18 protein-coding genes are annotated in these 18,426 nt (G+C 69.1%); 15 read left to right on the plus strand and 3 right to left on the minus strand.

Annotated features, from left to right (window positions below; genetic code table 11):
* Positions 1–162 precede the first annotated feature (162 nt).
* The 6 genes from ACG01O_RS07495 to ACG01O_RS07520 all read left to right on the plus strand — a co-directional run bounded on the left by ACG01O_RS07495 (position 163) and on the right by ACG01O_RS07520 (position 7,015).
* A complete protein-coding gene (locus tag ACG01O_RS07495) occupies positions 163–1,311 on the plus strand; it encodes an ammonium transporter (protein ID WP_394384192.1) in 1,149 nt (382 codons plus the stop codon).
* A 49-nt stretch (positions 1,312–1,360) separates the two neighbouring features.
* Positions 1,361–2,062: a riboflavin synthase subunit alpha gene (locus ACG01O_RS07500; protein ID WP_394383100.1), complete on the plus strand. Its 702-nt coding sequence runs from the start codon at positions 1,361–1,363 to the stop codon at positions 2,060–2,062.
* A gap of 62 nt (positions 2,063–2,124) precedes the next feature.
* Positions 2,125–3,105 carry a magnesium and cobalt transport protein CorA gene (locus tag ACG01O_RS07505; RefSeq protein ID WP_394383103.1) on the plus strand — a complete coding sequence of 327 codons (981 nt, stop codon included), beginning with the start codon at positions 2,125–2,127 and terminating at the stop codon, positions 3,103–3,105.
* Between the two features lie 134 nt (positions 3,106–3,239).
* Entirely contained in the window at positions 3,240–4,118 is an 879-nt protein-coding gene (locus ACG01O_RS07510; RefSeq protein WP_394383106.1) for an ATP-binding cassette domain-containing protein, read from the plus strand.
* Positions 4,115–5,671 carry a hypothetical protein gene (locus tag ACG01O_RS07515; protein ID WP_394383110.1) on the plus strand — a complete coding sequence of 519 codons (1,557 nt, stop codon included), beginning with the start codon at positions 4,115–4,117 and terminating at the stop codon, positions 5,669–5,671. Before ACG01O_RS07510 ends, ACG01O_RS07515 begins: the two co-directional genes overlap by 4 nt.
* 63 nt (positions 5,672–5,734) lie before the next feature.
* On the plus strand, positions 5,735–7,015 hold the full coding sequence (locus tag ACG01O_RS07520) for a M28 family peptidase (protein ID WP_394383113.1): 1,281 nt from the start codon (positions 5,735–5,737) through the stop codon (positions 7,013–7,015).
* Here ACG01O_RS07520 and ACG01O_RS07525 read toward each other — a convergent pair.
* From ACG01O_RS07525 to ACG01O_RS07535, 3 genes are all read right to left on the minus strand, one after another.
* The gene (locus ACG01O_RS07525; protein WP_394383116.1) at positions 6,999–8,099 is read right to left on the minus strand and encodes an acyltransferase family protein; all 1,101 of its coding nucleotides are present in this window, start codon (positions 8,097–8,099) and stop codon (positions 6,999–7,001) included. The genes ACG01O_RS07520 and ACG01O_RS07525 overlap by 17 nt on opposite strands.
* 5 nt (positions 8,100–8,104) lie before the next feature.
* Positions 8,105–8,608 (minus strand): hypothetical protein, encoded by a 504-nt coding sequence (locus ACG01O_RS07530; RefSeq protein ID WP_394383119.1) that lies wholly within the window; start codon positions 8,606–8,608, stop codon positions 8,105–8,107.
* A 95-nt stretch (positions 8,609–8,703) separates the two neighbouring features.
* The gene (locus tag ACG01O_RS07535) at positions 8,704–9,789 is read right to left on the minus strand and encodes a M35 family metalloendopeptidase (protein ID WP_394383122.1); all 1,086 of its coding nucleotides are present in this window, start codon (positions 9,787–9,789) and stop codon (positions 8,704–8,706) included.
* A 327-nt stretch (positions 9,790–10,116) separates the two neighbouring features.
* On the opposite strand from ACG01O_RS07535, the gene ACG01O_RS07540 reads away from it, so the two are divergent.
* The 9 genes from ACG01O_RS07540 (at position 10,117) to deoC (ending at position 18,421) form a co-directional block, all read left to right on the plus strand.
* The gene (locus ACG01O_RS07540; RefSeq protein ID WP_394383124.1) at positions 10,117–11,457 is read left to right on the plus strand and encodes an MATE family efflux transporter; all 1,341 of its coding nucleotides are present in this window, start codon (positions 10,117–10,119) and stop codon (positions 11,455–11,457) included.
* A 103-nt stretch (positions 11,458–11,560) separates the two neighbouring features.
* A complete protein-coding gene (locus ACG01O_RS07545; protein WP_394383127.1) occupies positions 11,561–12,547 on the plus strand; it encodes a BMP family lipoprotein in 987 nt (328 codons plus the stop codon).
* Positions 12,548–12,557: 10 nt separating this feature from the next.
* Complete coding sequence (locus ACG01O_RS07550; RefSeq protein WP_394383129.1) at positions 12,558–12,788, plus strand: hypothetical protein; 231 nt, start codon at positions 12,558–12,560, stop codon at positions 12,786–12,788.
* On the plus strand, positions 12,785–14,320 hold the full coding sequence (locus ACG01O_RS07555) for an ABC transporter ATP-binding protein (RefSeq protein WP_394383132.1): 1,536 nt from the start codon (positions 12,785–12,787) through the stop codon (positions 14,318–14,320). Before ACG01O_RS07550 ends, ACG01O_RS07555 begins: the two co-directional genes overlap by 4 nt.
* Positions 14,317–15,420 (plus strand): ABC transporter permease, encoded by a 1,104-nt coding sequence (locus tag ACG01O_RS07560; protein ID WP_394383134.1) that lies wholly within the window; start codon positions 14,317–14,319, stop codon positions 15,418–15,420. The genes ACG01O_RS07555 and ACG01O_RS07560 overlap by 4 nt, the downstream gene beginning before the upstream one ends.
* A complete protein-coding gene (locus ACG01O_RS07565; protein ID WP_394383137.1) occupies positions 15,420–16,385 on the plus strand; it encodes an ABC transporter permease in 966 nt (321 codons plus the stop codon). Before ACG01O_RS07560 ends, ACG01O_RS07565 begins: the two co-directional genes overlap by 1 nt.
* 1 nt (position 16,386) lies before the next feature.
* The gene (gene cdd / locus ACG01O_RS07570) at positions 16,387–16,803 is read left to right on the plus strand and encodes a cytidine deaminase (RefSeq protein WP_394383140.1); all 417 of its coding nucleotides are present in this window, start codon (positions 16,387–16,389) and stop codon (positions 16,801–16,803) included.
* A gap of 8 nt (positions 16,804–16,811) precedes the next feature.
* Positions 16,812–17,648 carry a purine-nucleoside phosphorylase gene (locus ACG01O_RS07575; protein ID WP_394383143.1) on the plus strand — a complete coding sequence of 279 codons (837 nt, stop codon included), beginning with the start codon at positions 16,812–16,814 and terminating at the stop codon, positions 17,646–17,648.
* Positions 17,645–18,421, plus strand: coding sequence for a deoxyribose-phosphate aldolase (gene deoC, locus ACG01O_RS07580; protein ID WP_394383146.1), 777 nt, complete (start codon positions 17,645–17,647; stop codon positions 18,419–18,421). Before ACG01O_RS07575 ends, deoC begins: the two co-directional genes overlap by 4 nt.
* Positions 18,422–18,426: the final 5 nt, after the last annotated feature.

The following is an 18,426-nucleotide window of genomic DNA, read 5'->3' on the forward strand; positions in this document are numbered from 1 at the left end:
TGAGGTGCGCCTTAAAACCGGGCATTGAATTTGCTGTTTCGGTGCAAGCCGGCTCGGCTTGGTGCATGAGGCCCAAGTCTGGTGTCGGGTGCGACGGAGACAGCGTTGGAGACATCACTCAAGCAGGGCGCCGATGCGCTCTTCATTTTGTTGGGCGCCATCATGGTGCTGGCCATGCACGCAGGCTTTGCTTTCCTGGAGCTGGGCACCGTGCGCAAGAAGAACCAGGTCAATGCGCTGGTGAAGATCCTGGTGGACTTCGCGGTGTCGACGCTGGCGTACTTCTTCGTGGGCTACCTGGTGGCCTACGGCACGCATTTCTTTGTGGGCGCCGAGCAGCTGGCGCAGAAGAACGGCTTCGAGCTGGTCAAGTTCTTCTTCCTGCTGACCTTTGCCGCGGCGATTCCGGCCATCGTGTCGGGCGGCATCGCCGAGCGGGCCCGCTTCGGCCCGCAACTGGCGGCCACCTCGGTCATCGTGGGCTTCGTGTACCCATTCTGTGAGGGCATCGCCTGGAACCAGGCGTTCGGCGTGCAGGCCTGGCTCAAGGCGGCCACGGGTGCGGAGTTCCATGACTTTGCCGGCAGCGTGGTCGTGCACGCGGTGGGTGGCTGGATCGGCCTGGCGGCGGTGCTGCTGCTCGGCCCCCGGTTGAACCGCTACCGCAAGGACGGCGCCATGAGCGCGCACCCGCCGTCGAGCATCCCGTTCCTGGCGCTGGGCGCCTGGGTGCTGACGGTGGGCTGGTTCGGCTTCAACGTGATGAGCGCGCAGACGCTGGACAAGATGTCGGGCCTGGTGGCGGTGAACTCGCTGCTGGCCATGGTGGGCGGCACGCTGGTGGCCACGCTGCTGGGCCGCAACGATCCGGGCTTTGCGTACAACGGCCCGTTGGCTGGCCTGGTGGCCGTGTGCGCGGGGTCGGACGTCATGCACCCCATCGGCGCGCTGGTCACTGGCGGTGTGGCGGGGTGGTTGTTCGTGCAGTTCTTCACCCTCACGCAAAACCGTTGGAAGGTGGACGACGTGCTGGGCGTGTGGCCGTTGCACGGCCTGTGCGGCGCCTGGGGCGGCATTGCCTGCGGCATCTTCGGCCAGACGGCCCTGGGCGGCATCGGCGGCGTGAGCTTGGGCGCGCAGGCGCTGGGCACGCTCGCGGGCGTGGCTTGGGCGCTGGCCGGGGGCTTTGTGGTGTACGGCGTGATCCGCCAGTTCGTCGGCCTGCGCCTGGATGCCGAGCAGGAGTTCGAGGGCGCGGACCTGTCCATTCACAAAATCGGCGCCACCCCCGACCGCGAGGTCAGCTGGTAAGCTGGTTCCAACGCTCCCAAAACGGCCCCTCGCGGGGCCTTTTTTCATCATGTTCACAGGCATCGTCCAGGGCGTCGCCCGCGTTGAGTCCATCCTGGCCCGCGAGGGGCTGCACACCCTGCACCTGAAGTTTCCTGAAGGCTTCGACCAGGACCTGGCCATTGGCGCCAGCGTGGCGTGCGACGGCGTGTGCCTGACCGTCACCGAGCGGCCTGCACCCGACGTGGCCACCTTCGACGTGATGGCCCAGACGCTCAACCTCACCACGCTGGGCGGCCTTCAGGCCGGCTCGGGCTTGAACGTGGAGCGGGCGGCGAAGGAGGGCGTCGAGATCGGCGGGCACCCGCTGTCGGGCCATGTGGATGTGTCGGCCCGCATTGCCGAGATCCGCCAGCCTGACAACAACCACGTGATCCGCTTCGCGCTGCCCGCGCCGTGGATGCGTTACGTGTTCGCCAAGGGCTACATCGGCGTCAACGGCTGCAGCCTGACGGTGGCGGAAGCCCACCGCGAGCGTGACGGCTCCGGCTGGTTCGAGGTGTGGCTGATTCCCGAAACCCTGCGCATGACCACCTTCGGCGCCAAGACCGTGGGCGACGTGGTGCACATCGAGATCGAGCGCAGCACCCAGGTGGTGGTGGACACCGTGCGCGACGCGCTGGACGAAAAGCTCGGCCCCTTGCTGCCGGTGCTGGAAGCGCTGGCGCGCGAGCGCGGCATCGACCTCGATGGGCTGGCCCTCAAGCGCTGACGCTGCGCTGATCCCGCACTGATCCTGCCGGCCACGCGCACCCACACCCCACACCTCCGCCCATGCTGATCAACTGCGTCCTGTACGACGACGGCCGCGTCGTGGCCGAGCCCGGCCTGGCTGGGGTGTCGGAGGCGCTGGCGCGGCAATCGGGCTTTGTGTGGATCGCGCTGAAAGACCCGGACGACGCCGAGCTGGCGCTGCTGCAATGCGAGCTCAACCTGCCGCCGCTGGCGGTGGAAGACGCCCGCAAGGGCCACCAGCGGCCCAAGCTGGAGGAGTACGGCGACCTGCTGTTCGCCGCCATGCACCTGGTGGAGCCCGCGCAAGACGGCGAGCCCGGTGAGTTGCAGGTGGGCGAGGTGCACGTGTTCGTCGGCGCGCGCTTTGTGGTGTCGGTGCGGCACCGCAGCACCCAAGGCTTTCTCGGCGTGCGGGACCGGGCCCAGCGCGAGCCGCATCTGCTGCGCATGGGGCCGGGCTTCGTGTTCTATGCCCTCATGGACGCCGTGGTGGACCGGTACTTCCCACTCATGGATGCCGTTGAGGCCGAGCTGGAGCAGCTGGAAGAGACCATGTTCCAGAAGGGGCGGGACCGGCAGGCTGTGGTGCAACAGCTCTTCGCGCTGAAGCAGCGGTTGGCGGTGCTGCGCCACGCGGTCAGCCCGCTGCGCGAAGTGGCCGGCAAGCTGCACGGCGGTCGCGTGCCCCAGGTGTGCCGCGCGATGGAAGAGTATTTCCGCGACGTGGATGACCACCTCGTGCGGCTGCAGGGCAGCATCGAAGCCGCCCGTGAAACCATCATCGCGGCCACCCAGGTCAACCTCACGCTGGTCACCATCGACGAGTCTCTCGTCACCAAGCGGCTGGCCGCGTGGGCTGCGATCTTTGCCGCGTCCACCGCACTGGCCGGCATCTGGGGCATGAACTTCGAGGGCATGCCCGAACTGAAATGGGCCTACGGCTACCCGATGGCACTCGGGGCGATCGCCACCGTCAGCGGTTTGCTGTTCTGGCGCTTCCGTCGCCTGGGCTGGCTCTGAGCCCCCCGCCCGCGCCCAGCCGCCTGTCCGCGCCCACGGCCGCCTGATCCGCCGGCACGCCGGCCTGTCGTGTGCCCGTTGGCCCGCAGGCCTGTGCTGCCTAACCTGCCTCGCATCGAGGACAGGAGGTGCCCATGCTGCACATCGACAACGTGTACAAGACCTACGGCAGCCGCACGGCGGTGGACGGCGTCACGCTGCAACTCACGCCCGGTGTGGTCGGTTTGGTGGGGCACAACGGGGCGGGCAAGAGCACTCTGCTGCACCTGCTGGCCACGCTGACGCGGCCCACGCGCGGGCAGCTGTTGCTGGACGGGCAAGACATCGTGGCCCGGCCCGACGTGATGCGGCAGCGCCTGGGCTACCTGCCGCAAGACTTCGGCGTGTACCCGCACCTCACGGCGCTGGAGTTCTTGTCGTACTTCGCGGCGCTGAAGGGCGTGCGCAACGCCGCCCGCCTGCATGAACTGCTGGCGCTGGTGAACCTGCAAGACCAGGCCCACCAGCCGGCCATTGCGTTCTCGGGCGGCATGCGCCAGCGCCTGGGCATTGCGCAGGCGCTGCTCAACGACCCCGACGTGCTGATCGTGGACGAGCCCACCGCGGGGTTGGACCCGGAGGAACGGCTGCGGTTTCGGCGGCTGCTGGGCGACCTGGGGCAGCGGCGCCTGGTGCTGCTGTCCACCCACATCGCGTCCGACATTGAAAACCTCGCCTCCCGCATCGCTGTGATGCGCCAGGGCCGGCTGCTGGCGTTCGAGTCGCCGCAGAGCTTCATCGAGGCCGCCCAGGGGCGCGTCTGGCGGGTGCAGCTGTCGTCGGCCGCGGCGGGCCGCCTGCCGGCCACGGTACAGATGCTTCAAGCCCAGCCGGTGGGCGACGGCCTGCTGCTGCGTCTGGCGCACGACACCCGCCCCTGCATGGACGCCGAGCCCGTTCAGCCCACGCTGGAAGAGGCCTTGGCGCTGCTTCAAGCGCAGGCGGGCGCTGACCGCGTGGCGGAGGCCGCATGAGCGCCGCCGGCATGTGGGCTCTGGTGCTGCACGAGTGGCGTTTGCGCAGCCGCCGCGGCAGCAGCCTGGTGGCCTTGCTGGCCGTGGTGGCGCTGACCTGGGCCATGGTGCTGGACCCGGCCTCGGGCGCGGCGTTGATGGTGGTGCACCGCCAGCGCATGGCCTACGACAGCCAGGCGCTGGCCTTCGCCACCACGCTGATGGGGGCCTTGCTGTTCGGCCTGGCGGGCTTCTACCTGACCCGCGGGCGCACCGAGGAAGACCTGCGATGCGGCACCGCTGCGGTGCTGGCCGCCACGCCCGCGCGGCCGCTGCAACTGCTGGGCGCACGCTGGCTGGGCGGGGTGGCCTACCTGCTGGGCCTGGGCACGCTGGCCATGCTGACCGTGTGGGTGCTGCAACTGCTGCGGGGCGAGGGCCCGCTGCAGCCCACGCCCTACCTGCAGATGCTGCTGCTGGGCCTGCTGCCGGGCTTGATGTGGTGCGCGAGCCTGGCCGTGCTGGCCGATGCCTGGGCCCCGCTGATCGCCAAGCGCGGCGACGTGCTGTATTGGTTGCTGTGGCTGGGGCAGATGGCCTTCATGCCGGTGTTCTTGAGCCAGGGGCGGCTCGCGCTCAGTGGTTGGCAGGTGTTTGACTTCCAGGGCAGCTCGGTGCTGGTGGTGGGGCTGAGCGAGCTGCTGGACGTGGCGCACGTGACGGTGGGCGGTGGCCCGTTCGATGCGGCGCTGCCCGTGCTGCGCATGCCCGCCGGCTTGTGGACGCGCGAGCTGGTGGCGCTGCGCCTGGGCTCCATGCTGCTGGCGATGCTGCCCCTGGGGCTGGCCGCCGCGGTGTTCCATCGCTATGCGCCAGACCGCGTTCGGCCCCGTGCTTCAGCGCGTGCCGGGGTGCTGCAGCGGGCGTTGAACGTCATCCGACAGCCCTTGCGACGCGGGGCGGGGCGCATGTGGCTGGGTGCGGTGCGCCTGCCGCGGCCGTGGGGGCCGGCGCTGGCCGAGCTGACGCTGGTGTGGCATGCGCAGCCGTTGTTGGCGGCGGCCGCCGTCGCCGGGGCGCTGGCCGGTGCCACGGTGCCGGCGCTGGCCTTGCCCGGCGTGATGGCCGCCACGCTGGCGGCCTGGGGGCTGGCGTTGGCGGACATTGCCTCGCGCGAGTGGCAATCGGGCACCACGGGGCTGCTGGCCGCCGCGCCCGGCGGCGCCAGCGCCCGCGGGCTGCGGCTGGTGGGCGTGGCTGTGGCCTGGGGGTGGGTGTTGTTGCTGCCTGCCGCCTGGCGCAACGACGCGGCCTGGGGTGTGGGTGGGTTTGCCTGCGCGGCCGGCGTGGCCTGTGCGGGGGCGCTTGCGGTGTTGCTGGGGCGGTTGACGCGCGGTTCACGGGCGTTCTTGGCGGCCTTTTTGTTTGCGCTGTACCTCAACTTGCAACGCACGGGCGTGCCGGCGCTGGACCTGTTCGGCCTGTTGGGGCAGGCCACCCTGGGCAGCGCCGCGGCCTACGGTGCGGCCGCGGTCTTGGTGGTGGCGTTGGTGCACCGGCTGAACCGGGCGTGACCTCCGGCGCGTGGGCAGGGGGCGCCTAGCATCCCCCGCCCGATGAACCGTTCTTGCGTTGCCATGCTGCGAATCTTGTTGCCCCTTGCCCTGGGCCTGACCCTGCCGCCCGCCGCGGTGCAGGCGCAAACCCAACTTGCCACCGGCACCGCCGCCGCCACTGCGGCGACGCCTGACCCTGTGGCACATCTCGTGGGCCAGCTGGACCTGAGCGCCTACAAGGCCACCATCAAAGGCCTGACGCAGTTCGGTGACCGCCGCCAGGGCACCGCCCGCAACCGCGCCGCGCTGGACTGGATCGAAGCCCAGCTGCGGGCCTACGGCTGCACGCCGGTGGAGCGCCTGCGCTACGACTTCACCGAGCCGGCGCGCCGCGGGCCCGTGGCCTTGCAACCGCGCCGTGCGGCCGGGCCGGCGGCGCAAGGCGGGGGCACGCTGTTTGGCAACCGCGCCGCCATCGGCGTGAACGCCGACCCCATGGCGCAGCCCGACGAGCGCCTGCGCGCCCTGAACGCCGAACTCACGCCCGTGGGCACCTCGCCGCGCGAGAGCGTGTACTGCACCAAAGTCGGCACCACCCGGCCCGACGAGATGTACCTCGTGTCCGCCCACATGGACGGCCTGGGCTTTGGCGAGGCCGCCAACGACGACGGCTCCGGCACCGCGCTGGTGATGGAGCTGGCCCGCATCTTCAGCGCGCCGGGCGTGAGCACCGAGCGGTCCATCCGCTTCATCTTGTGGAACAACGAAGAGACCGGCCTCAACGGCGCGCAGGCCTACATCGCGCAGCGCAAAGACCTGCAGGGGCTGGAGTCGCCCCCGGGCTCGGGCCGCTACCCCGAGCCGCGCTGGTTGGGCCTCATCCAGCACGACATGCTGCTGTTCGACCACGGCATGCCCGTGCCCCAGCTGGATGACCAGGGGCGGCCCAAGCTGGATGCACGCGGCCTGCCGCTCTACACCGCACCCAAGGAGCAGCGGGCGGAGGCCGACGTCAACATCGAGTTCCAGATCAACTCCAAGCAGGCGGACGCCTCGGCCAAGCTGGCCTGGCACCTGCGCAGTGCCAACGAGTTCTACGCCACCGACTACCCCGCCGCCGTGGGGCATCGCATGACGAACACCGACTCGGTGCCCTTCATGGACCTGATCCCGGCGGTGTCGTTGCGTGAGAACGAGCGCGGCATGCACATCGGCGCTGGCTGGAACCCGCACTGGCACCAGCCGACCGACCTGTACAGCACTTACTCCGACAAGGACTTCCTGCTGGGCCTGAACGCGGCGCAAACCACGCTGGCGGGCATCGCCCAGCTGGCTGGCGCCAAGGTCAAGCCGCAACCCTGAGCGGGCGCCGCACGCGGTCGCGCAGCAGCAGGCCCGGCCGCTCCACGCCGTAGTGCAGCGCGGCACCCAGCGCCGCAATCGCGAGGGCGTACACCGGCACCATGGCCAGGCCTTGCCAGCCCAGGGCCGGCGCCACCCAGGTGTGCACCGCGTGCAGGGCCAGCTTGTGGCTCAGGTACAGGCTGTACGACAGGCCCGCCAGCCAGGCCATGCCCGGCACGGCCGGCAGGCGCGGCGAGGCGGCGGCCAGCACCAGGCAGGCCAACCCCGCTGACAGCAGCGGCCAGCCCACGGCATTGGCGGGCAGCCCGGTGCGGTGGTCGAACAGCGAGAACGCCGCGGCCAGCAGCAGGCCCCCCGCAACAGCCCAGCGCCCGGGTTGGGCTTGCAGCCGTTGCCACAGCGCGGGGCGCGCCACCCGCAGGGCGGCCAGGCCCACGCCGGCCAGCAGGCCGTCCAGCCGCGTCCACGTGGGGTAGTACAGGTCTTCAATGAACCAGGGGCGGTCGGACTGGGTGGCGTTTCCGTGCCACCACAGCGCGGTACGCAGTGCAATGCCGCCCAGCACCACCGCAGCGCCCGCCAGCGCCACGCCGCGCGCGGTGGCGCGCCGGTTCAGGGCGAGGGCCAGCACCGGGAACAGCAGGTAGAAGTGCTCCTCCACGCACAGCGACCAGGCATGCGAGAACGCCTGGTTCTGCGCGTAGTCGATGCACAGGTTCAGCGTGAAGGTCAAAAACTGCCACAGCGGCGCCAGGCCCGGCGCCTCGCGCAGCGCCGGGGCACTGGCATACACGGCCACCACCACCAGGTAGGCCGGCAGGATGCGCCACGCACGGCGCAGGTAGAAGTCGCGCAAGCGCACCGGCTCGCGCCGTTGCAGGGCGCCCAGCCATTGCGAGCCGATCAGAAACCCGCTGAGCACGAAGAACAAGTCCACCCCCGCCCAACCGAAGCGCGTGATGGCATCCCATGGCGCGCCCAGCCCGCCAATGAGAAAGGTGTGGAACAGCATCACCCAGACGATGGCCAGGCTGCGCAGGAGGTCCAGCCCGGGGAGTCGGGCTTCGGGGGCGGCGCTCATGGCCGTCAACGCGCCAGGCGCACCGTGCCGCAGTCTTGCTCCCAGCCTTGGTGGCGGTCGCGCGGGCGCGGCGCCGGCCCGTCGGTGATGACGTCGTGCCAGCGCCATTGGGCCTTGAGCTCCAGCGGGCCTTGGGCGGGCAGGGCGTACGCGTCGTTCAGCGTCAGGCTGGCCTGCAGTTGTTGGCCGGCGCGCAGCAGCAGGTAGTCCCCCGCGGCCGGGTCACCACGCTTGCGCAGGGCGCCCTGAAACGGCACCTCACCCTGCGGGCCGCGCACCTGCACGAATCGGCCGAACCAGCCGCCTTCAAACGGGCTGCCCCAACGCAGCAACTGCAGGTCATGCAGGCCCTGGTTCACCAGCGTGAAGTGCAGGTGCACGAGGCCGGCAGGGTTGGATTCGGCCCGGAAGCGGCAGGCGAGGTCGGCGGCTTGAGGGGTGGCGGCCAGGGTCATGGCGGGGCTGGCCAGCAGGCACAGCGCTGCGGCGAGTTGGCGGGGCAGGGGCATGGGGCGCAAGCCTAGCGGAAGGGGCCGCCTGTGGAGTGGCGGCTTCCCATGAAAAACGCCACCCGAAGGTGGCGCGGAATGACGGCAGTCGCCGTTCAGTTCTTGAACGGGTTGTTCTCGGTGAAGTACTCGTGGCTGTCGGAGTTGTCCAGCGCCTTGGTGGGGTTGGACTTGGCCAGACTCAGAGCCGCGCTTTGGCCGTAGGCCCAGTCATCCGTGCCGGCAATCACGTTGAAGTGCATCATTTCGTGCACCAGCGTGCCGCCCTTGCTGTCGGTGCCGGTCATGGGGGCGTTCCAGAAGGCGCCGCACACGTAAATCTTGTACGGCTGCGTCGGGTACACGTAGGCAAATGTGCCGGTGTCCTTGCAACTGCAATCCAGCGTCAGCGCGGCCGTTTGGAATGCGTTGCGGGCCTTCACGAAGTGGTCCTTGGCGGTGTTCCAGCGCGCCAGCGTGTAGGCGCCAAACCAACTGGTGTAGCGCGCCGTGGCCGAGGGCGTGCCGCTCAGGTAGGCCGCCGAGTTGGTGGCGTAGTTGGTGGCTGCGGTCACGGCGGAGGCCAGCGTGGACTTTTGCGTGGTAGTGCAAGCGCCGGTGTAGGAGATGCTGGCCGCTGCGGCCGTGGCCGTGGGGGCGGCCAGGGCGGTGGCAGCGTCCGTGCTGGCGGCGGCGCTGCCTTGGGCGTCCAGCTTTTCGTTGCGGTTTTGTGCCCACAGGTAGTGAGCTGCGGTGCTGTGCATCGTTTGTGCGCCGGCGCCGTGGGTGCCACGGTCACTCAGGAACTCGATGGCATAGCGGCCGTTGCGATTGAAGTCGTAATGGCCGGTCAGTTCAACCTTGTAGTTCAGTGTGGCACCGGCGGCGATCTCGACGTAGTCCTTGGCGGTGGGCGCTGCACGCTTGACGACGGCGCCGGTGTAGCGCACCGGGGCGTCGTCGCGGGTCACGCGGAACAGCGCGCCGCTCATCTGATCGCTAGGCAGTTGCCAGCGCAGCACCTGCACCGCGGTGCGGCAGACGTTGGTGATGGCCACGTCCACGTGCACGTCCACGTCGCCGTTGACGATGGGGGATGCGCTATTGACGCGCACGTCCAGGCAGTTGGTGTTGGCCGCGTGGGCGGCGCCGGTGGCGGCCACGGCCAGGGCGGTGGCGGTCAGCTTGAACCAAGTCTTCATGCGAGCTCCTGTGGCGCCCAAGGCCGGGCGCGGGTTGGAAGAAGCGGCGCATTCTGGTGAGCCGCCCCGCCCGCGCAGAGTGGGACAAACCTGTCACCTGAATCAGCGGGGCGCGCCTGTCGGGCGCAGCCGACAGACTTCGGGAAACACCCGGCGACGCAGGGGCAACGGGGCCGGTATTCGGGCGCACGAATTCGCGTCGGACTGCACGCGGGTATTCGGGTTTGCCCGGTTTCAGGTGGGTTACGTCGATACCATCTGCCACCTTTGCCCCGGCCTGCCTGTGAACCTTGTTCTCCCCGTCGTGACGTCTGCTCGGAGCGCGGCATGACAGCCCGTCCGCGCCTGTTTCCGCTGACCTGGCCCCTGCTGCTGGAGCTGTTGCTGGGCATTGGCATCGGCGTGATCGGCACGGCGCTGGCGGGTCGCCTGTCTGACCAGAGCGGCGCGGCGTTTGGCATCGCCAATCAGGTGTTTGCCGCCCTGTTCGTGCTGTTCCGGGTGATCGGGGCGGGCGTGAGCGTGGCGGTCACGCAGGCCCTGGGCGCTGGCCGCCGCGACCAGGCCGACGCCGTAGCCCGGGCCGTGGTGGGCGCCAGCACCTGGCTGGGGCTGGCTGGCGCTGCGGCGGCGCTGCTGGCCGCGGGGCCGATGTTGCAGATGGTGAACACCCCGGCCGACGTGGCGCCGCTGGCGCGCACGCTGCTGCAAGCGCTGGCGCCGGCCCTGCTGCTGGATGCCTGGAACGCCAACATGTCCAGCGTCATGCGGGCGCACCTGCGCAGCCGCGAGGCCTTGGTGGTGGTGGTGGTCATTCAAATCATCACGCTCACCGTGGCGCTGCTGGCCATGCCGCACCTGGGGCTGCCGGGCTACGCGCTGGCGTGCATCCTGGGGCGCGGGGTGGGCCTGGGCCTGCACATCACGCTGTGGCGCAGCCGGCTGGACTTGCGGTTGCTGTGGGCGGATTGGTGGCGCCTGGTGCGTGCGCCGCTGGCCACCGTGCTGCACATCGGCATTCCCGGCGCGGCGGAAAACATCGCCTGGCGGGCAGCGTTCATGACCAGCCTGGCGGCCGTGGCGCAGATGGGTTCGCACGCCCTGGCCACGCACGCTTACACGATGCAGTTCCTGCATGTGATCCTGATGTTCGGCCTGGCGATCGGCTTTGCCGTGGAAATCCTGGTCGGCCACATGATTGGCGCGGGCGAGTTGCACGCGGCGCACCGCCTGGTGCGCAAGTCGTTGGCGCTGGGCATCGTGGTGGCGTTCGTCGTGGCGGGCAGCTTTGCGCTGGCGGGGCCGTGGCTGGTGTCGCGCTTCACGTCGGACCCGCAAATCATTGCGCTGGGCTGCACCCTGCTGTGGTGGACGGTGCTGGTGGAGCCGGGGCGGACCTTCAACCTCGTGGTCATCAATGCGCTGCGTGCCACCGGCGACGCCCGCTACCCGGTGATCGCCGGAGCGGCGTCCATGGCGGTGGTGTTGGCGGGCGGCAGCTGGTTCCTGGGCGTGCACCTGGGCTGGGGCCTGGTGGGCGTGTGGATCGCCTACGCGGCGGATGAGTGGATTCGAGGCCTGCTGATGTGGCGGCGATGGGCGACACTGGGGTGGCTGCCCCATGCCCGCGCGGCGCATCGAAAACTGCGTCACGCGCAGCCAGGCTGAGCCGGGCGCCGCCCTGTAGGCGGGGCTCAGTGTTTTCCTAGTCAGTAAAACTTGAGGGATGTTTTCTACAATGCGCCCCTTTCGCCTCGCTCGCACCCAGCCCATGACCTCTTCTTTGCTCTCTGCACGGACCCTGGCCGCTTTGTCGCTGTGGGCCGTGTCGGCCGTGGCCCAGGCTCAGCAGCCTGCGGTGATCTTCGACATGGGCGGCAAGTTCGACAAATCCTTCAACCAGGCCGGCTACCAAGGCGCCGAGCAGTGGAAGAAGGAGTCGGGCAAGGCCTATCTCGAGTTCGAGATCAGCAACGACACCCAGCGCGTGCAGGCCCTGCGCCGCATGGCCGAGCGGGGCGCCAGCCCCATCATCAGCATCGGCTTTGCCCAGGCGTCAGCGCTGCAGCAGGTGGCCAAAGACTTCCCCAAGACGCAATTCGCCATCATCGACGCCCAGGTGAACCTGCCCAACGTGCAGTCCGTGCTCTTCAAGGAGCAAGAGGGCAGCTACGTGGTCGGCGCCATGGCCGCACTCGTCAGCAAGAGCGGCAAGGTGGGCTTCGTGGGCGGCATGGACATCCCGCTGATCCGCAAGTTCCAGTGCGGCTACGAGCAGGGCGCCAAGGCGACCAACGCCAAGATCGAAGTGTTCTCGAACATGACCGGCACCACCTCCACTGCCTGGAACGACCCCACACGCGGCGGTGAACTGGCCAAGGCGCAGTTCGCCAAGGGCTCGGACGTGGTGTTCGCCGCGGCCGGCGGCACGGGCATCGGCGTGTACCAGGCCGCCAAGGATGCGGGCAAGCTGGCCATCGGCGTGGACAGCAACCAGAACCACGTGCAGCCCGGCACCATGCTGACCTCCATGGTCAAGCGCGTGGATGTGGCCGTGTACAACGTGCTCAAGGGCTGGAAGCCCGGCGTGCAGGTGCTCGGCCTGAAGGAAGGCGGCGTGGACTACGCCGCCGACGAGCACAACGCCAAGCTGCTGACGCCGGCCCTCAAGACCAAGGTCGACGCCATCAAGGCAGACATCATCTCCGGCAAGGTGAAGGTGGCTGACTACATGGCCGACAACGCCTGCAAGTTCTGATTTCACCGCGATGAGCAAGCGTGTGCTGGTGGCGCTGCTGGGCGCCGTGGTGCTGGGCGGATTGACCTGGCTGCTGTGCGTCATGGTCATGGCCGCCTTGATGCAGTGGTTCGCAACGCTCCCGCCAGAAACCGGGCGCACCCTGAACGTCGCGCTGCGCGTGGTGTTCCCGCTGCTGCTGGGCGGCGCGGGCTGGCTGGTGTGGTGGCGCGGCCGCGCCAAGCGGGTGCAGGCGCCATGAGCACGCCGGCAGTTCGCCTGCGGGCGATTTCCAAGCGCTTCGGCGCCGTGCAAGCCAACCGCGAGGTGTCGTTCGACATCGCCGCAGGCGGTGTGCATGGCCTGGTGGGCGAAAACGGCGCCGGCAAGAGCACGCTGATGGCCATCCTCTACGGCTACTACCACGCCGACGCGGGTCACATCGAGATTGACGGCCAGCAGGTTCACATCGCCAACAGCCAGCAGGCCATCGAATTGGGCATCGGCATGGTGCACCAGCACTTCATGTTGGTGGACACGCTGACCTGCCTGGAAAACATCATGCTGGGCGCGGAGGGCGGGTTCTTCCTGGCGCCGTCCAAGGCCAAGGTGCGCGCCAAGCTGGACGCGCTGATGGCTGAAACCGGCCTGCACGTGCAGCTGGACGCGGTGGTGGCCGATTTGCCCGTGGGCGAGTTGCAGCGGCTGGAAATCCTGAAGGCGCTGTACCGCGGCGCCAAGATCCTGATCCTGGACGAGCCCACCGCGGTGCTGACCCCGCAGGAGACCGACCAGCTCTTCGTGACCCTGCGCAAGCTGCAGGCCCGCGGCACCACGCTGATCCTGATCACGCACAAGCTGCGCGAGGTGATGAGCCTGTGCAGCGCGGTGACCGTGATGCGGGCCGGCCAAGTGGTGGAAACGCGCCCGATTGCCGACTGGAGCGAAGAAGCGCTGGCCGAGAGCATGGTGGGGCGCAAGGTCACGCTGGGCCGCCCCGCCGGCCTGGAAGTGCATGCCGGCTCAGTGCGCTTGCAGGCCACGGGCCTGGGGCTCAAGCATGCCAACGGCGTGCCGGCCTTGAAGGACGTGAGCCTCACGCTCAAAGCGGGCGAAATCGTCGGCGTGGCGGGCGTGTCGGGCAACGGGCAGAGCGAACTGCTCGAAGTGCTGTCGGGCTTGCGTGCGCCGGACGCCGGGCGGCTGGAGCTGGGCGGTCAAACCTTTGCGCCTGACGCGTGGCTGAACACCGCCCAAGCCCGGCCGCTGCGTCTGGCCCATGTGCCGGAAGACCGGCATGCCGTGGGTTTGGTGATGAGCTTCCCGGCCTGGGAATCAGCCGTGCTGGGTTATCAGAACCTGCCGAAGTACCGCAAGGGCGCGGCCATGAACCATGCGGTGATGCAGGCGGCCACGCGCGGGATGCAGGAGCGTTTTGACGTGCGCCCGCGCGACGAACACCTGGGTTCTTCCAAGTTTTCCGGCGGCAACCAGCAAAAGTTGATTTTGGCGCGCGAGATCGGCGAGCAGCCGACGGTGTTGCTCGTGGGCCAGCCCACGCGCGGTGTGGACATCGGCGCCATCGAATTCATCCACAACCAGCTGCGCGCCTTGCGCGACGCCGGCTGCGCGGTGCTGCTGGTCAGCAGCGAGCTGGATGAAATCCTGGCGTTGGCCGACCGTGTGGTCGTGATGAACGCAGGCCGCATCACCGGCGAACTCGCCATCGAAGATTGCGATGAAAAGCGCCTTGGCCTGCTGATGGCCGCTCAAGAAGAACGAGTCGCTGCATGAGCCAGCCCATTCAACTCCCCCGCTGGATCGACATCGGCCTGCTGCCGCTGTGGAACCTGGCCATCGCCTTGGTCGTGGCCGGCCTGGTGGTGCTGGTCATCGGCCACAGCCCCTGGCAGGCGCTGACCGTGCTGCTCAACGGCGCGCTGGGCAGCGTGCGCGGCCTTGGGTACTCGCTGTACTACGCCACCACCTTCATCTTCACCGGCCTGGCTGTGGCGGTGGCCATCCATGCCGGCCTGTTCAACATCGGCGGCGAGGGCCAAGCCACGCTCGGCGGCGTTGGCGTGGCACTGGTGGCGCTGTGGCTGGGCGCCAAGCTGCCGGCCGTGGTGCTGCTGCCGCTGCTGGTGGTGGCGGCGGCCGTGTTCGGCATGCTGTGGGCGGCCTTGCCGGCTTACCTGCAGGCCTGGCGCGGCAGCCACATCGTCATCACCACCATCATGTTCAATTTCCTGGCGGCGGGCCTGAACGGCTACCTGCTGGTGAACTGGCTGCGCCCGGCGGGCAGCATGGCGGTGGAGTCGGCCGAGTTCGCCGACAGCGCCCGCATGCCGGCGCTGCACCAGATCGCCGCAGCGGTGGGCATCGAGCTGCCCTCGTCGCCGTTGAATCTGAGCTTGGTCATTGCCTTGCTGGCCTGCGTGTTCGTCGCGTGGTTCCTCTGGAAGAGCGCCGCCGGCTACGCCGTGCGGGCCGTGGGCAGCGCGCCGCGGGCGGCGCATTACGCCGGCATTGCGCCGCGCAAGCAGGTGCTGCTGGCGATGGCGCTGTCCGGCGCGCTGGCGGGCATGGTGGGCATCAATGAAATCTCGGGCGTGCAAGGCAAGCTGACGCTGGACTTCGTGGCCGGCGCCGGGTTCACCGGCATCGCCGTGTCGCTGATGGGCCGCAACCACCCGGTGGGCATCGTGCTGGCGTCGCTGCTGTTCGGCGTGCTGTACCAGGGTGGGGTGGAAGTGAGCTTCGAGTTGCAAGGCTTCAGCCGTGAGATGGTGGTGACGGCCCAGGGCTTGATCGTGCTGTTCTCCGGGGCCATGGCCACGGTGAGCGCGCCGCTGTTCGCCCGCGTCTACGCCGCGATGAAGGGAGGCCGCTGATGGATGACGTGCTGATCGCGTCGGTGCTGGCGTCCACCTTGCGGGTGTCGGCGCCCTTGCTGCTGTGCGCCATGGCCGGTGTGCTGTCCGAGCGTGCCGGGGTGGTGGACTTGGGCCTGGAGGGCAAGATGCTGTTCGCCGCGTTTGCCGCGGCGGCGGTGGCCGCGGTCACGCAGTCCACCGTGTACGGCGTGCTGGCGGCCATTGCCGTGGCATGTGTGGCGTCGGTGCTGCATGGCTTTGCATGCGTCACGAACCGGGGCGACCAGGTCGTGTCGGGTGTGGCCCTCAACATGATCGCTGCGGGCTTGACCGTGGTGCTGGGCATCGCCTGGTTCGCGCAAGGCGGGCAAACGCCCCCGATCGCGCCCGAGGTTCGCTTGACCGCGCTGGCCCCGGCTTTTGCCGAACCCCAACCGGGTCACTGGTTCGCATCGGTGGTGGGCCATGGGTTCCTGAGTCACAACGTGCTGGTGTACGTCGCGTTCCTGATGGTGGCGGCGGTGTGGTTCTTCCTGGAGCGCACGCGCCCGGGGCTGCGCCTGCGCGCCGTGGGCGAGAACCCGGCCATGGTGGAGGCGGCTGGCATGTCGGTGCAGCGGCTGCGTTACCAGGCGCTGTTGATGAACGGCGTGCTGTGCGGTCTTGCCGGCGCCTATTTGACGTTGGCGCAAAACGCATCGTTCTCCCCCAACATGACCGCAGGTCGCGGCTTCATCGCCCTGGCCGCCATGATCTTCGGCAAGTGGAAGCCGCTGCCGACCATGGGCGCCTGCTTGCTGTTCGGCTTCCTGGACGCGATGGCCATTCGCCTGCAAGGCGTGCAACTGCCCGGCGTGGGCGAGGTGCCGGTGCAGTTGATCCAGGCGCTGCCCTACATCCTGACGGTGGTGCTGCTGGCTGGCTTCATCGGCTCCGCGATCGCCCCCAAGGCCCTCGGCCGCCCCTACGTGAAGGAGCGCTGAGATGGAGCTGACCCAGGAGCTGTTGGACCGCCTGCTGGCCGAATCGCTGCGCGCCCGCGAGTTCTCGCACGCGCCGTATTCCAAGTACCGGGTCGGTGTGGCCCTGCTCGACGAACAGGGCCGCATCCACATCGGCGCCAACGTCGAGAACGCGTCGTTTCCACAAGGCTGGTGCGCCGAGCCGTCGGCGCTGACCGCCATGATCATGGCCGGCGGCAAGCAGGCCAAGGTGGCGCTCGTCACCGGGCCGGGCCCGGACATCATCACGCCGTGCGGCGGCTGCCGCCAAAAGCTCCGGGAGTTCTCCGTGCCCGATGAGCTTGTCATCATTGCCGGCGATCCTGGCGGCATCCGCCAGCGCTGGACCCTGGCCGAACTGTTGCCCCACAGCTTCGGGCCCTCTCATCTCAATTTCTGAGGTTTTCCATGATCGACAACAAGACCCTCGACGTCGCGATCCGCGCGAGCGTCGAGAAGCTGCAATCCCTGTTCGGCGCTGCGCCGGAAGTCGCCGTGGTGCTGGGCTCGGGCTGGGCCGGTGCGGTGAGCCATGTGCAAGACGGCCAAAACCTGCCGTACACCGAACTGCCGGCCTTCCCGCAGCCCAAGGTGGAAGGGCACGTGAATGAGATCGTGGTCGGCCACATCGGTGGCCAGCGCGTGGTGTTCCTGCGGGGCCGTGCGCACACCTACGAGTCGGGCGAATGCACCGGCATGGCCGGCGCCCTGCGCACCCTGAAATCCTGGGGCGTGAAGGTGCTGGTGCAGACCAATGCATCGGGTTCACTGCGCGGCCACATGCCGCCGGGCAGCCTGATGCTGATTTCGGATCACATCAACGCCCCGCAGCGCAGCCCGCTGGTGGGCGAGCAGGGCAGCCACCGCTTCGTCGACATGGTCAACGCCTACGACGCCGACCTGCGCAAGCACGCGCTGGCCCTGGCCAAGCGCGAGAACCTGATGCTGGGCGAGGGCGTGTACTGCTGGGCGCTGGGCCCGCAGTTCGAGACAGCGGCCGAGATCCGCATGTTCGCCGCGTGGGGTGCCGACGCCGTGGGCATGAGCACCGTGCCGGAAACCATCCTGGCGCGCCATGCCGGCTTGAAGGTGATGGGCATCGCCCTGATGACCAACATGGCGGCCGGCCTGTCGGCCGAAGCCCTCACGCACGACCTGACCCTGAAGCAGGCGCAGGTGTCCGGCGAGCGGGCCGCAGGCTTCCTGGCCGCGCTGGTGGCCAGCCTGAAGGACGTGGCGCTGTGACCACCGCGCACGCCCAGGACCTCCAGGCCGCCGCCCGCATTGCGCTGGCCTGCTTGGACCTGACCAGCCTGAACGACGGCGACACGGCGGCCGACATTGACGCCCTGTGCCAGCGCGCGCAGACCGCGAACGGCCCCGTGGCCGCGGTGTGCGTGTGGCCGCGCTTCGTGGCACAGGCGCGTGCAGCCTTGCCCGCCGCCGTCAAGGTGGCGGCCGTGGCGAACTTCCCGGACGGCGCACTCGATCTGACCCGCACACTGGCCGATGTGGCCGCCATCGGGCAGGCCGGCGGTGACGAGGTGGACGTGGTGCTGCCGTACCGCGCGCTGCTGGCCGACCGGGCCACCGAAGTGGCGGAATTCCTGTCTGAGGTGCGCTTCGCGTCGCGGCCGCTCACCCTGAAGGTCATCATCGAATCTGGCGCCCTGGCCACGCCCGAGCGCATCGCCCAGGCCACGCGGCTGGCCCTGGCGGCCGGTGCGGACTTCGTCAAAACCAGCACCGGCAAAACCTCGACTGGCGCCACGCCGGCCGCGGCGGCCGTGATGCTGAAGGAAATCAAGGCCAGCGGCCTGTCGGCGGCCGGCTTCAAGGCGTCGGGCGGTGTGCGTTCCGTGGCCGATGCCGCGGGCTACATCGCTCAGGTGGAAGCCACGCTGGGCGCCGGCGCGCTGAACCCGCAGCGCTTGCGCTTTGGCGCCAGCGGTCTGCTGACTGACATCGAGGCGGTGCTCAGCGGTGCGGCCTCCACCGCGTCCACCGCTGCTTACTGATCTGC

Origin of the sequence: Pelomonas baiyunensis, from assembly GCF_043555935.1 — a bacterium.
In the GTDB taxonomy this organism is placed as follows: domain Bacteria; phylum Pseudomonadota; class Gammaproteobacteria; order Burkholderiales; family Burkholderiaceae_C; genus Pelomonas; species Pelomonas baiyunensis.

Coding starts and splice junctions, on each gene's coding strand:
- ACG01O_RS07495 (WP_394384192.1), top strand. CDS start 163: ATGGTGCTGGCCATGCACGCAGGCTTTGCTTTCCTGGAGCTGGGCACC.
- ACG01O_RS07500 (WP_394383100.1), top strand. CDS start 1,361: ATGTTCACAGGCATCGTCCAGGGCGTCGCCCGCGTTGAGTCCATCCTG.
- ACG01O_RS07505 (WP_394383103.1), top strand. CDS start 2,125: ATGCTGATCAACTGCGTCCTGTACGACGACGGCCGCGTCGTGGCCGAG.
- ACG01O_RS07510 (WP_394383106.1), top strand. CDS start 3,240: ATGCTGCACATCGACAACGTGTACAAGACCTACGGCAGCCGCACGGCG.
- ACG01O_RS07515 (WP_394383110.1), top strand. CDS start 4,115: ATGAGCGCCGCCGGCATGTGGGCTCTGGTGCTGCACGAGTGGCGTTTG.
- ACG01O_RS07520 (WP_394383113.1), top strand. CDS start 5,735: ATGCTGCGAATCTTGTTGCCCCTTGCCCTGGGCCTGACCCTGCCGCCC.
- ACG01O_RS07525 (WP_394383116.1), bottom strand. CDS start 8,099: ATGAGCGCCGCCCCCGAAGCCCGACTCCCCGGGCTGGACCTCCTGCGC.
- ACG01O_RS07530 (WP_394383119.1), bottom strand. CDS start 8,608: ATGCCCCTGCCCCGCCAACTCGCCGCAGCGCTGTGCCTGCTGGCCAGC.
- ACG01O_RS07535 (WP_394383122.1), bottom strand. CDS start 9,789: ATGAAGACTTGGTTCAAGCTGACCGCCACCGCCCTGGCCGTGGCCGCC.
- ACG01O_RS07540 (WP_394383124.1), top strand. CDS start 10,117: ATGACAGCCCGTCCGCGCCTGTTTCCGCTGACCTGGCCCCTGCTGCTG.
- ACG01O_RS07545 (WP_394383127.1), top strand. CDS start 11,561: ATGACCTCTTCTTTGCTCTCTGCACGGACCCTGGCCGCTTTGTCGCTG.
- ACG01O_RS07550 (WP_394383129.1), top strand. CDS start 12,558: ATGAGCAAGCGTGTGCTGGTGGCGCTGCTGGGCGCCGTGGTGCTGGGC.
- ACG01O_RS07555 (WP_394383132.1), top strand. CDS start 12,785: ATGAGCACGCCGGCAGTTCGCCTGCGGGCGATTTCCAAGCGCTTCGGC.
- ACG01O_RS07560 (WP_394383134.1), top strand. CDS start 14,317: ATGAGCCAGCCCATTCAACTCCCCCGCTGGATCGACATCGGCCTGCTG.
- ACG01O_RS07565 (WP_394383137.1), top strand. CDS start 15,420: ATGGATGACGTGCTGATCGCGTCGGTGCTGGCGTCCACCTTGCGGGTG.
- cdd (WP_394383140.1), top strand. CDS start 16,387: ATGGAGCTGACCCAGGAGCTGTTGGACCGCCTGCTGGCCGAATCGCTG.
- ACG01O_RS07575 (WP_394383143.1), top strand. CDS start 16,812: ATGATCGACAACAAGACCCTCGACGTCGCGATCCGCGCGAGCGTCGAG.